This window comes from Frankia tisae (assembly GCF_025403405.1).
GTDB lineage: Bacteria > Actinomycetota > Actinomycetes > Frankiales > Frankiaceae > Frankia > Frankia tisai.
This window is the reverse complement of sequence record NZ_JANEZT010000188.1, coordinates 1-12,950: the sequence shown is the minus strand read 5'-3', so window position 1 is coordinate 12,950 and position 12,950 is coordinate 1. Positions and strand designations below refer to the sequence as shown.

Below are 12,950 nucleotides of genomic sequence, written 5' to 3'. Positions count from 1 at the left end.
CGGCTGGACCTGACCGCACCCGCGTCCGGGCTGCCGTGCGGGTGCTTGTCGCCGTCCGGACGCCTCAGCGGCGGACGGCCGCCGTGGAGGACGCCAGGGGTTGTCTCGGCGGTGCGCACGATGTTGCGCAGCATGCCGCCGAACACGGCCGCGTGGAACGGGCTGACCGCCCACCAGTAGAGCTGGCCGGGCAGCCCGCGAGGCAGGAAGATCGCCCGTTGCCGGTAGACGGTTGCGCCGTTGTCGTCGACGGCGGCACGCAGCTCCAGCCAACCGTCACCGGGCATCTTCATCTCCGCCCGCAACCGCAGTAGCCGGCCGGGCTCGATCTCCTCGACGCGCCAGAAGTCCAGCGCCTCGCCGACGTGAACCCGCTGCGGATCCCGCCGGCCACGGCGCAGGCCGACGCCACCCAGCACGGTGTCCAGCCAACCCCGGGCCGACCAGGCCAGCGGCCACGAGTACCAGCCGTTCTCTCCGCCGATGCCCTCGATGACCTGCCAGAGGCGGCCCGGTGGGGCGGCCACCGGCATGCTGCGCTCGTCGACGTAGAGCGCCCCGCCGGTCCACTGCGGGTCCGCGGGGGTCGGCTCGTTTGGCGGCCGGGAAGCGCAGGTGACGCCGCCACGTTCCGCCGGTGCGGCCTGCCGCCTCGATCGAACGGACGAGCGGGTCGGCCAGACTGCCGTCGACCAGCGGGTCTCGACGCCGCGTTCGCGGACGCGGGCGAGGGCGTAGGAGGCCGCGGTGTCGAAGGGCATCAGCCCGTCCGGCGGGTCGGGGATCCACCGGCGGATCGCGCGCGCGTCGCGGACGACGACCTCGCTGCGCAGCGACCGGACCAGCGGCTTCGCGATGGTCTTGGGCACCGGGGTGACGACGCCGACCCACAGCGAGGACAGCCCCGGGGACAACACCGGCACCGGGATGATGGCGCGCCGGCGCAGTCCCTCCACCGCCGCGAAGCGCTGCATCATCTCCGCGTAGGTCAGGATGTCCGGGCCGCCGACGTCGAACGACTGGTTGACCTCCGCGGGCACCCTGAGCGCGCCGATCAGGTAGTACAGCACGTCCCGGACCGCGATCGGCTGGATGCGGGTGCGTACCCAGCGGGGAGTCAGCATCACCGGCAGTCGTTCGGTGAGGTAACGCAGCATCTCGAACGACGCGCTGCCGCTGCCGATGATGATCGCCGCCCGCAGCACGACGGTGGGGACCCCGGAGTCCAGCAGGATCCTCGCGACCTCCTGGCGGGAGCTCAGGTGGGCGGACAGGCCGCCGTCGTCGTCCGCCGGGCTCAGCCCGCCGAGGTAGACGATGCGCCGCACCCCGGCGGAGTGGGCGGCGGTGGCGAAGGCGCTCGCCGCCTCCCGATCCACCGCGGCGAAGTCCCCGCCCGAGTCGATGGAGTGGACGAGGTAGTAGGCGACGTCGACGCCGGCCATCGCCGCGGGCAGCGAGGCCGGGTCGCGGGCGTCGGCCTCGACCACCTGCGCCCGGTCCGCCCAGGGGACGTCGCGTAACCGGGCCAGGTCGCGGGTCATCGCCCGGACATCATGGCCCTGGTCGAGGAGACGGGGGGCCAGCCGCCCGCCGATGTAGCCGGTCGCTCCGGTGACGAGGATGCGCACACGGGCTACCTGCCCAGCAGCGACGCGGCGTACCCGGGACCGGGTGGGTGGGTGCCTCAGGCCGAGGCGGCCTCGGGGACATCCGTGCTCAGGTAGGCCGACCAGCGCGGGTCCATCCGCCGGGACCCCAGAATGCGCCAGGCGGCTCCGCTCGGCGCTCGGGGAGCCGTACGGAGCCGCCAGCCAAGATCAGCCACGGCGCGGTCGGCTTTGACATGGTTGCAGCGACCGCAGGCCGCCACGACGTTCTCCCACACGTGCGGGCCCCCGCGGGAGCGCGGAACGACATGGTCCAGCGATGTTGCCGGCGCATTGCAGTACACGCACCGGTGATGATCGCGTGCCAGCACGCCCTTGCGGGTCAGCGGGACCTGTGAGCGGTATGGAACCCGGACGAAACGCGCTAACCGGACCACGATCGGGACATCGACGGACGTCGTCGAGGACCGAAGAACCTGGCCCGCCGATTCGACCATCACGGCCTTGTCGGTCAGGACCAGGACCAGCGCGCGCCTTTGCGATACCACGCACAGAGGCTCGTACGTGGCATTGAGAACCAGCGCCTCTGCCACGCGCCGACCTCCTGCCCACCGAGGGCCCTTTGCGGGCCGTTCTGCCCAGCGTCTCCGGTGACAATGGACAGTCAACCGTCTTCGGCGGCAGAACGCGAGCCTGTTTGCATGGTCATCGGCATTCGTACCGTGGCGCTGCACATATCTGGTGGCCTTTGTCACTCTCTGCCCACCATTTGGTGAGGTTCCGACTACTCACCGTCGACCAGTCGTCGGCGGGAGCATCATTGCGGCGCGTGGCCGCCCGTCGGCTCGATCCGGGGCGGGCACCGATGGGCCGCTCTCATGGGCGAGACTGACCTCCGATCGTCGCCCCCAGGGTCGTGGGCGCGTCAGGCCGTGGATCGGCCGGCTCGGCGGTGTCACGACCACCATGACCGACGGAACCGACTGGAAGGACGGCCGACGTCGTGACGCCCGCCTCATCCCTGCTGGCTCAACCGCTCATCCCCGGGCTGGGGATGCTGCTGTCAGCCTCGCCGTCACCCACCGAACAGTCGGGCACGCTGTCCGCTGCCGTGGCGACCACCCCGCTGCCCTCACCGAGTCCGTCGGCGACCACGGATCCGCTGGTCTCGTTCGAGGGGGTCGCCAATGCCCTGCGCGACGCCTGCGGCACCAGCCCCGGGTTGCTGTGTCGTACCGTCTATAACGCTACGCACAGTAACTACCTTGCCTCTGGCGCCGAGGTGTTCCTGGGCACCCCGATCAGGATCATCCTCATCCTGCTGATCGCCCTCGTGGTGCGGGCGCTGCTGCACCGGTTCATCGGGCGGACCACGGAACGGGCCGGTTCCGGCGGTAGTGGCGGGTTCTTCCGCGGCTCCCGCGCCGGGACGCTGCTGGGCGCGTTCGGGGACCCGACGGTACTGATGGAAAGGCGCCGGCAGCGGGCCGCCACAGTCGGTTCGCTGCTGCGCAGCGTGACCTCCATCTTCGTCTTCGGGTTGGCATTCCTGAGCGTCCTGGGCGAGCTGGGCATCAATCTTGCGCCGATCGTCGCCAGCGCCGGAGTGCTGGGAATCGCCGTCGGTTTCGGTGCGCAGAACCTCGTCCGTGACTTTCTGTCTGGGATGTTCATGCTGCTCGAAGACCAGTACGGCGTGGGTGACGTCATCGACGTCGGCCCCGTCTCGGGCACCGTCGAGGCGGTGAGCCTGCGGATGACGAGATTGCGCGATGTCGAGGGAACCGTCTGGTACGTCCGTAATGGTGAAATCACTCGTATCGGTAACAAAAGTCAGCAGTGGGCGCGGACCGTGCTCGACGTCCCGCTCGACTACGACACCGAGGTCGCCGAGGCCAAGAGGGTGCTCGCCCGCACCGCCGACACGCTGTGGGCGGACCCCACCTGGAGCAGCCTCATCCTCGCCGAGCCGGAGGTGTGGGGCATGGAGACCATGACGGCCGACGGCTACACCCTGCGCGTCGCCATCAAGACCCAGCCGCTGAAACAGTGGGAGGTGGCCCGCGAACTGCGGGAGCGGGTGCGCACCGCGCTCGGTGACGCCGGGATCGCCCTCGGCTCCGTGCAGCGCAGCGAGGTGACCATGGTCGACGACGACGAGGACTCCGAGCACAGCGACGAGGAGGCGGAGGAGGACGCGGGGATCGACGCGCCGGCGCTGCCGGGCGGTGGTCAAAGCAACTCGATCACTGAGGACATGCCGCGGCCGCGGCTGGACCCGCCGAGCCCGTCGCGCTTCGGCTGAGCCCGTCGGCGCGTCCTCGTCGCCTGCCGGTGGGGCGGCACCCGGCCCGGATTCCCAGCCACCGCCGGGGATCCGGGCCGACGGTTTGGCTGAAGTTGGCCTGAAGATCGCGGTAGGTGTTCCTGAGACGGCCCGGTGGCGTTCCACCTGTCCACCCGGCACAGGCAGACTGGAACCGTGCGGGTACTGGTGGTGGACGACGACGCGGCTGTCCGGGAGTCCCTGGAGCGCTCGCTCCGATTCGAGGGATACGAGGTGACGACGGCGGTCGACGGTGCGGACGCCCTCGACGCGGTGGGCCGCGACCAGCCGGACATCGTGGTCCTCGACGTGATGATGCCCCGCATCGACGGGCTGGAGACCTGCCGCCAGCTGCGGGCCCGCGGCGACGACGTCCCGGTGCTCATGCTGACCGCCCGCGACGGCCTCGCCGATCGGGTCAGCGGCCTCGACGTCGGCGCCGACGACTACCTGGTCAAGCCGTTCGCCCTGGAGGAGCTGTTCGCCCGGCTGCGGGCGCTGACCCGGCGGGCGGCGCTCGCCGCCCGGGCCGGCGGGCCGGGCGGCGCCGGCGGGCCGGGTGCCATGCCCGACTCGGTGCTTCGTTACGGCGGCGTCGACCTGGACCAGGGCAGCCGCCAGGTGACCCGGGGCGAGCGTGAGCTGACCCTGACCAAGACCGAGTTCGAACTGCTGGAGCTGTTCCTCAGCCATCCGCGGCAGGTGCTGTCCCGCTCCATGATCATGGAACGGGTCTGGGGCTACGACTTCGGCCCCACCTCCAACTCGCTGGAGGTCTTCGTGAGCTACCTGCGACGCAAGCTGGAAGCGGGCGGCGAGCCCCGGCTGCTGCATACGGTGCGTGGCGTCGGCTATGTGCTGCGTGAACAGGTGGGGGACCGCGGGTGACGCGAGCCGGTGGGAGACCGCCGGGCAGCCAGGCGGGGCCGCCGGGGGCGGCGCCGCGATCCTGGGGACGGCCGGTGCTGGCCTACCCCGCACCCTCCGGTGGCGGTGAGTCCGAGCCGCCGAGCGGCGCCGCCCGACGCGAGGGGTTCGCCCGCCGGGTCGGGCCGAGACAACAATCTCGGCTCAGGTTCTCCTCCCCGTTGAGCCGGCTCACCCTGCGGGCGCGGCTCGCGCTGCTGGTCGGCATGGCGGTGGCCGCCGCGGTCGCGGTGGTCGCCGGGGTCTCCCTCGGCGCCACCAGCATCGTGCTCAACCATGCCATCGACGATCAGCTCATCGAGCAGGCAGAGGCGTCCGCGGACACCATCCAGACCAACTCGCTGGGCCTGGGACTCGGCCTGCAGGCGTTCAGCTTCGGCCTGGAGGGCCAGTTCCTCGACGCCTCCGGCAACCCGCTGGAGAACGCCGTCTCATCCTGGAACAGCGTGCGGATACCGGTCGACCCCGCCGACGCCGAGGTCGCCCGCCGGCAACGGGCCCAGAACCTGCGCACGGTCACCGTCAACGGCCAGTCCTACCGGCTGGTCACCGTCCCGCTGCAACGCCCGGCGTCCGGCGGGGCGCTCCAGCTCGCCCGGCCCACGTCGGACGTCGACCGCACTCTGCGCGATCTCGGGCTGGTGCTGCTCGTCGTCGGCGTCGTCGGGGTCGTCGGCTCGGCGCTGGCCGGCCGGATCGTGGCCAGGGCCGCCCTGAAACCCGTCGACGCCGCCGCGGCGGCCGCCGAGGAGGTCGCCCGCACCCAGGACCTCTCGGCGCTGATCCCGGTGACCGGCTCCGACGAGATCACCCGGCTCGCGGAGAGCCTCAACAGCATGCTGCGCGCGCTGGAGGCCTCCCGGGCCCGCCAGCGCCAGCTTGTCGACGATGCCAGCCACGAGCTGCGCACCCCGCTGACCAGCCTGCGGACCAACATCGAGCTGCTGCTGCGGGCCGAGGCAAACCCGCACCGAGCGCTGCCCGCGGCCGACCGCGCGGCTCTGCTGCGCGACGTCGACGCCCAGATGCGCGAGCTGTCCGGGCTGGTCAGCGAGCTCGTGGAGCTTGCCCGGGACGAGGTGCCCACCGAGGAGGTGGAGCGACTGGACCTGGCCGAGATCGTCGTCGCCGCCGCGGAACGCGTGCGCCGCCGCGCCACCGGCAAGGGCATCCAGATCGAGGTCGACGCTGTGAGCTCCCCGGTGGACGGCCGGGCGAACATGCTCGAACGAGCCGTCACGAACCTGCTCGACAACGCGGTGAAATTCTCCCCGCCGGCCTCGGTCGTGCGGGTGCGCACCCGCGACGGCGAGGTGACCGTCGCCGACGACGGGCCGGGCATCGCCCTGCAGGAGAGGTCCCAGGTCTTCGATCGGTTCTACCGGGCCACCTCGGCGCGTGGGCTGCCGGGATCCGGGCTCGGCCTCGCGATCGTCGCCGACGCGGTGCAGAACCACGGCGGCACCGTGATCGCGGAGGGCTCGCCGAGCGGCGGGGCCCTGCTACGGATGCGGCTGCCGCTGGCGACCCCCGACCCCTCGGACCCCCGGGACGCGCTGATGCTGGCGGGCGGCGTCGCGGGCCCGGACACCGATCTGGCGTGGCGGCGGCCGGCCGACGGAGCTCCTACCACAGGCTCGCCGGCCCCCGCGCCGGCGGATGGTGCGTCGCCGGCCGGGCCTCGCGGCGAGAATCCTGGGGTGTGAGCCCAGACGATCCCGCCCGGTCCCGGCCGCTCGAGCACTCCGCCAGTGCGGCGGCCCCCAGCGATCCGGCCGCCAGCGATCCGGCCGCCGACCGGGACCTCGCCGACCTCGCCGACCTCGCCGAGGTGTCCGGGGTCGCGACCGCGTACCGCGACGCCGAAGGGGGACTCGTACGGGTCGCGCCGCGGACCGTGCGGGCGGTCCTGCGCCTGCTGGGGATCGATCCGAGCGACCCGACGGCAGCCCTCACCGCGGCCCGGGAGGCACCCTGGCGGCGCCGGCTGCCGGCCTGCGCCGTGGTGTCGGCCGCCGCGCCGCGTCCGATCGTCGTCCACCTGCCCGCCGGCGCGGCGGCCCGGGCCGAACTGGAACTCGACAGCGGCCGGCGGATCCCCCTCGACCCGCCGGGCGACCCCGTCGAACGCCGCAGCCTCGACGGCGAGCCGTGGGAGGCCCGGCCGCTCACCCTGCCCGCCGGGCTGCCGCTGGGTGATCATGTGCTGCATGTTGAGGCGGGGTCGCGGCGGCTGCGCTGCGCACTCGTCGCCGTGCCGGACGCGGTGCCCGGCCCCGCGGAGCTCGCCGAGCCGGCGCGGGCCTGGGGTTGGATGATCCAGCTTTATGCCCTGCGGTCGGCGTCCTCATGGGGCATGGGCGACTATGCCGATCTCGTGGATCTCGTGGACTGGTCCGGCCGGGCGGGTGCGGACGTGCTGCTCGTCAACCCGCTGCACGCCGCCGCCCCGACCCTGCCGGTCGCCGCGTCGCCCTACTCGCCGGTCAGCCGCCGCTTCGCCGCGCCGCTCTACCTGCGGCCCGAGGCGACACCCGAGTACGCGCGGGCCGACGAGCGAACCCGGGCCGCCGTCGACGAGCTCGCCCGCGAGGCCCGCCGGGACGGCCGGCCGGACGGCCTCCTCGACCGCGACGCCGTGTGGCGGGCGAAGTCCGCCGCGCTGGAGCTGCTGTTCCGGGCGGCGGGCGACCGCAGCGGCCTCGACGACCGCAGCGGATCCGACGGTGACACGGACGCGGCCATCCAGGGACTCGACGACTTCGCGACCTGGTGCGCGCTGGCCGAGCGGCACGGGCCGGACTGGCGGGTGTGGCCCGCGGAGCTTGCACATCCCGGCACACCCGCCGTGGCCGCCGCCCGCGTCGAGCTGGCCGACCGCATCGCCTTCCACACCTGGCTGCAGCGGCGCTGCGACGCTCAGCTCGCCGCGGCGCAGGCCGCCGCCCGCGGCGCCGGGATGGCCGCGGGGATCGTGCACGATCTCGCCGTCGGGGTCGATCCGGGTGGGGCGGACGCCTGGGCGTTGCAGGACGTTCTCGCCGTCGACGCCACGGTGGGGGCCCCACCCGACACGTTCAACCAGCAGGGCCAGGACTGGGGACTGCCGCCGTGGCGGCCACAGGCGCTGGCCGACGCCGGGTACGCGCCGTTCCGGCAGATGGTGGCCGCCGTGCTGCGCCGTGGCGGCGGGCTGCGGGTCGACCACATCCTCGGCCTGTTCCGGCTGTGGTGGATCCCGCGGGGTGCCGGGGCGGCGAACGGGACCTACGTCCGCTACGACGCCGAGGCGATGCTGGGGCTGATCGCACTGGAGGCCGCGCGGACCGGCGCCGTCGTCGTCGGCGAGGATCTGGGCACCGTCGAGCCGTCCGTGGCGACGGCGCTGGCGCGCACGGGAGTGCTCGGGTCGACGGTGCTGTGGTTCGAGCAGGACGACTCCGGCCGCCCGCTGCCGCCGGCGCGGTACCGGGCGGCGACGATGGCCAGCGTCACCACGCACGATCTGCCCACCGCGGCGGGCTACCTCGAAGGCGAGCATGTGCGCCTACGCGCCGGTCTGGGCCTGCTCGGGCGGTCCGAGCAGGCGGAGACCGCCGGCTGGCGCGCCGAGCGGGACGCGCTGCTCGACCTGCTGCGAGCCGAGGGCCTGCTGACCGGGCCGGCCGGCATGACCGCGGACGGCGCGCAGTTCACGCCGCAGGCCCGCACCGAACTCGTCTTCGCGCTGCACCGGCTGCTGGTGCGCTCACCGTGCCGCATCGTGCTGGCCGCCCCTGGCGACGCCCTTGGTGACCTGCACCAGCCCAACCTGCCGGGCACGGTCGACGCCTATCCCAACTGGCGCCTGCCGGTGCGCGACGCCGACGGTGGGGAGGTCACGGTGGAACGCCTGCGCACCGACCCCGCGGTGGCACGCCTCGGCGCGTTGCTCGCCGAGGTGCGTGGCGCATCCGTTGCCGGTGGGGCTTTTCTCACCCCTGGGAGGGGACCGTCGGCACCCCTGAAAGAGGACCCTCGACCCACTTCCCGGTAACCTTCGCTGCGTGACTCCACGTCAACCGCGCTGGTCCCGCTGGCTGCCCTCCGCCGGTATGATCCATTCGTCGCGAGGGTCGGGCGCCCGTTCGGCGTCGCGGCGCGGCACCCCCCTGCGCCGGGTGCTGACCGTCGGCGGCCTCACGCTCTTCACGCTGCCGGTTTTCGCGGTAGCCGCCTCCGCCGGGGAGATCGGGACCAAGTACAACCCCGATCCGCTCTCCGCCCTGCAGACCTGGGGGATCTACGGTGGGACCATCGTCGGCGGGTTCCTGATCGCGATCCTGTTCGCCGCCTGGTCCAGCCGCAAGAGCGGGCCGGCGCGCTACCGGCCGGGTCAGCCCTGGGAGCATGACGAGGTCTGGATCGGTACCAAGCCGGAGGAGATCGAGAGCGAGCGGGCCGAGAAGGCCGTCCCCGGCGCGGGCGGTGCCAGTGGCAACTGGTGAGGCGTTCACCTCGGAGCAGCTCGAGCGGCTGAACCGGGCGTTGGAACTCGCCCAGAAGCACAGCGGTGTCCGCTTCGGCGTCCGGCTCGGGTCGGTGCGCGGCGACGTGCGCCTCGCCGCGGAGCGGATCCTGTCGACCCTGGTCGAGGACCCGGCCCGGGATCCCGCCGTGCTGATCCTCGTCTCGCCGGGGCAGTGCTTCGTGCGGGTCGCCACCACACCCGCGGCCCGTAAGCGGATCAGCGACTCCGCGTCCGGCCTCGCCGCGCTCACGATGACCTCCAGCTTCTCCCTCGGCGACCTGGTCGGTGGTCTCACGACCGGCATCCGCCAGCTCGGCGAGGCGGCCGGCTCCGCCGCTCCTGGCAGCGCCGCCGGGGCCGACCCCACCTCCGTGGGCAGCCCCGCGGCCCACTGACCCGGCGTGTCCCGCCAACCGTGACCTCACTGACCGGCACCCCCCGGATCGGGGCGTGCCGGTCAGCGGCGTCGAGTGGGCGTCCTACGCCGCGGCGGTGTCCTTCGCGCGGGCGGCCAGCGCCCGGACGAGACCGTCGCGGCCCTCGAGCAGGGCGCGGCGCAGTGGCGGGGCCGGGTTGCGGCCGGCGACGTACGCGTCGACCTTCGCGACCGTCTCCGGCTCGATGACGGAGGACGGGAAGAGCATCTGGGTGATGGTCGAGGCCGTGTCGAAGCTGCGGTTCTCCCAGATCCCGCCGATCTCGTCGAAGTAGCGGTCGACGTAGGGCCGGGTCAGCTCGAGCTGGTCGGAGATCCAGAAGCCGCTCATCGTCGCGACGGCCAGGTGGTTGGACAGCTCGTCCGAGTCCATCACCGCGGACCACGCGGCGGCCTTGGCCTCGGCGCTCGGGCGGGCGGCCCGCGCGGTGGCCGCGCGCTTCTCGCCGGTGGCGGTGCGGTCCCGGGCGAGCTCGGCGTCGATCTCCGCGTCGCCGTAGACGCCACGCGCGACGAGCTGGGTCAGCAACGTCCAGCGCAGCTCGGTGTCGAGGACGAGACCCTCGATGACGTCGGTGCCCTCGAACAGCGCCCGCACCCGGGCCACCTGCTCGGCGTCCTCCGCCCGCGCGAACGTGGTCGTGTAGACGAGCTGGACGTCGCTGCCGGGCGGCGCGGAGCGGGCCAGCTGCTCGGCGCGCTCGGCCAGCGCCCGCAGCGCGGGGGAGCGGTTCGCCGGCTCGCCGTAGGCGTCGATCGTGAGGTCGGCCTTGGCCAGCAGCGACTGCACCACGCCGATGTCGTCCTCGGCGGTCACCCCGGACAGCACGAGCCGGACGTACTCCCGGGCGGCGAGCTCCGCGTCGCGGGTCATGTCCCACGCCGCCGCCCAGCACAGTGTTCGGGGCAACGACTGGGAGATCGCGCCGATCGACTCGACGAGGGTGGCCAGCGACCGCTCGTCGAGGCGGACCTTGGCATAGGTGAGGTCGTCGTCGTTGAGCAGGATGAGGTCCGGCTGGCGGGCGCCGACGAGCTTCGGCACCTCGGTGAGCTCGCCGGTCACGTCCAGCTCGACGCGCTCGCGGCGGACCAGCGCGCCGGTGGTGTCGCGGTCGTACAGGCCGATCGCGAGCCGGTGCGGGCGCAGCGCCTTCGACGCGGTCGGCGGGGCGCTCGGCGGCTCCTGCACCACGTCGAACGAGGTGAACAGGCCGGAGGAGTCGGTGAAGAAGCGCGGGCGCAGCGTGTTGACGCCCGTTGTCTCCAGCCACTCGGCGGACCAGCTCGTCAGCTCCCGGCCGCTGGCGTTCTCCAGCTCGTCGAGCAGGTCGCGCAGGGAGGTGTTCGCGTACTCGTAGCGGCGGAAGTACGTCCGCAGCCCGGCCAGGAACTCCTCCTGCCCGACCCAGGCGACGAGCTGCTTGAGCACGGAGGCGCCCTTGGCGTAGGTGATGCCGTCGAAGTTCGTGCGCACCGCGTCCATGTCGGGCGCGTCGGCGACGATCGGGTGGGTGGAGGACAGCTGGTCCTGACGGTAGGCCCAGCCCTTCTCCGCATTGGCGAAGGTCGTCCAGCCGTTGGTGAACCGGGTGGAACTCACCTGCGCCAGCACCGACATGTAGGTGGCGAACGACTCGTTGAGCCACAGGTCGTCCCACCAGCGCATGGTGACGAGGTCGCCGAACCACATGTGCGCCATCTCGTGCAGGATCGTCTCGGCGCGGCGCTCGCGGCGGGCCTCGGTGACCTTGGCCCGGAAGACGTACTCCTCCAGGAACGTCACGCAGCCGGCGTTCTCCATCGCGCCGGCGTTGAATTCCGGCACGAACAGCTGGTCGTACTTGCCGAACGGGTACCGGTAGTCGAACACGCGATGGTAGAAGTCGAATCCGGCCTTGGTGATCTCGAAGATCTCGGCCGGGTCGAGGAACTCGGCCAGCGATCGCCGGCAGTACAGCCCGAGGTCGATGCCGTCATGGTGGTCGCGGACCTCGTGGTAGGGACCGGCGACGAGCGCGGTGATGTACGTCGACATCACCGGCGTGGTGAGGAACCGGATGGTGCGCACGCCGATCGCCGCCTCCGCGACCGCCGCGACCGCGCTGTTGGAGATGGCCGACCAGTCCGCCGGCACCGTCACCGTCAGCGTGAACGTCGCCTTCAGATCGGGCTGGTCGAAGCAGGCGTACATCCGGTGCGCGTCGTACGTCTCGAACTGGGTGTAGAGGTAGACGGCCTCGTCGACGGGGTCGACGAAGCGGTGCAGCCCCTCGCCGGTGCGCGAGTACACGCCGTCGCCCACCACGGTGAGCCGGTTGGACTCGGCGAGGTCGTCGAGCCGGATGCGCTCGCCGTCGAACACGGCGGCGGGGTCCAGCGACCTGCCGTTGAGCACGACCTCGTCGACCTTGGCAGCGGCGAGCTCGATGAACGTCGACGCCCCCGACTCGCGGGAGGTGAACGTGACCGCGGTCGTCGTACGGAAGGTCCCGGGGCCGCTCGTCAGGTCGAGTTCGACGTCGTAGGACGCGACGTTGAGCAGGCGGGCGCGCTCGCGCGCCTCGTCGCGGGTGAGATTGTTGGGCACCCGGTTCCTCTCGGCAGGCACGGACTTCTCGGCAGGCACGGACGCACGATCGTTGCCGTGGTTTCAGTCTCCCACGCCACGGGCGGGACCGGATGCTGCCGGTGGAGGTAGTCCGCTCGGGCCACACCTGATCGCGTTCACCGAACCAAGCTCCGGATTGTGGCGATTCGCGCGGGGTAGGCCCTCCGTTCGCGGGGGCGGTGGGGCACGATGACGACATGTCCCGCACCCGCGGGCGGGAACGTCCGGGCGTGGACGTCCGTCCGAGGTGTCCGTGCGGGCGTCGGTGTCCGTGCGGGCGTCGCAGGCGGAACGGAAGGGGTGCGGGTGAGGCGGGTCGCCGGGCTGGGCCGTGTGCCCGTTCGTCGGCGTTCGACGGGATCCGGGACGGCCACCGGCGACGGCTCGGATGCTGGTGGCGATCCGGGCAAGGGCGATCCGGGCAAGGCCGAAGGTTCAAACGCTGACGGCAACACCGGCGCGGGTGGTGACGCGGTTCCAGGGGCCGCGGCCATCGTGACGGGGGTGGGCACGGGCCAGCGGCAGGGGAT

Annotated in this window: 9 protein-coding genes; 6 read left to right on the top strand and 3 right to left on the bottom strand. The window is 72.6% G+C overall.

The annotated features are described in order from the left end of the window. Both NBZ85_RS18230 and NBZ85_RS18225 read right to left on the bottom strand, forming a co-directional pair. The coding region (locus NBZ85_RS18230) for an SDR family oxidoreductase (protein ID WP_261562282.1) at nt 1–1,631 on the bottom strand (1,631 nt) is incomplete at its 3' end. 56 nt (nt 1,632–1,687) lie between these two features. After that, nucleotides 1,688–2,203, bottom strand: coding sequence for an HNH endonuclease (locus tag NBZ85_RS18225; RefSeq protein ID WP_261562281.1), 516 nt, complete (start codon nt 2,201–2,203; stop codon nt 1,688–1,690). A 461-nt stretch (nt 2,204–2,664) separates the two neighbouring features. Here NBZ85_RS18225 and NBZ85_RS18220 point away from each other — a divergent pair, with 461 nt between their 5' ends. The 6 genes from NBZ85_RS18220 to NBZ85_RS18195 all read left to right on the top strand — a co-directional run bounded on the left by NBZ85_RS18220 (nt 2,665) and on the right by NBZ85_RS18195 (nt 9,768). Beyond that, nucleotides 2,665–3,915, top strand: coding sequence for a mechanosensitive ion channel family protein (locus NBZ85_RS18220; protein ID WP_261558069.1), 1,251 nt, complete (start codon nt 2,665–2,667; stop codon nt 3,913–3,915). A 177-nt stretch (nt 3,916–4,092) separates the two neighbouring features. Next, a complete protein-coding gene (locus NBZ85_RS18215) occupies nt 4,093–4,824 on the top strand; it encodes a response regulator transcription factor (protein ID WP_261558064.1) in 732 nt (243 codons plus the stop codon). 245 nt (nt 4,825–5,069) lie between these two features. Further along, nucleotides 5,070–6,569 (top strand): HAMP domain-containing sensor histidine kinase, encoded by a 1,500-nt coding sequence (locus NBZ85_RS18210; protein ID WP_261558068.1) that lies wholly within the window; start codon nt 5,070–5,072, stop codon nt 6,567–6,569. Further along, a complete protein-coding gene (gene malQ / locus NBZ85_RS18205; RefSeq protein WP_261562280.1) occupies nt 6,566–8,899 on the top strand; it encodes a 4-alpha-glucanotransferase in 2,334 nt (777 codons plus the stop codon). Before NBZ85_RS18210 ends, malQ begins: the two co-directional genes overlap by 4 nt. Nucleotides 8,900–8,909: 10 nt before the next feature. Then, entirely contained in the window at nt 8,910–9,350 is a 441-nt protein-coding gene (locus tag NBZ85_RS18200) for a hypothetical protein (protein ID WP_261558062.1), read from the top strand. Continuing rightward, nucleotides 9,337–9,768, top strand: coding sequence for a DUF5130 family protein (locus NBZ85_RS18195; RefSeq protein ID WP_261558061.1), 432 nt, complete (start codon nt 9,337–9,339; stop codon nt 9,766–9,768). Before NBZ85_RS18200 ends, NBZ85_RS18195 begins: the two co-directional genes overlap by 14 nt. An 84-nt stretch (nt 9,769–9,852) precedes the next feature. Here the strand turns inward: NBZ85_RS18195 and pepN are convergent, their stop codons facing one another. Further along, a complete protein-coding gene (gene pepN / locus NBZ85_RS18190; RefSeq protein ID WP_261558067.1) occupies nt 9,853–12,399 on the bottom strand; it encodes an aminopeptidase N in 2,547 nt (848 codons plus the stop codon). Nucleotides 12,400–12,950 lie beyond the last annotated feature (551 nt).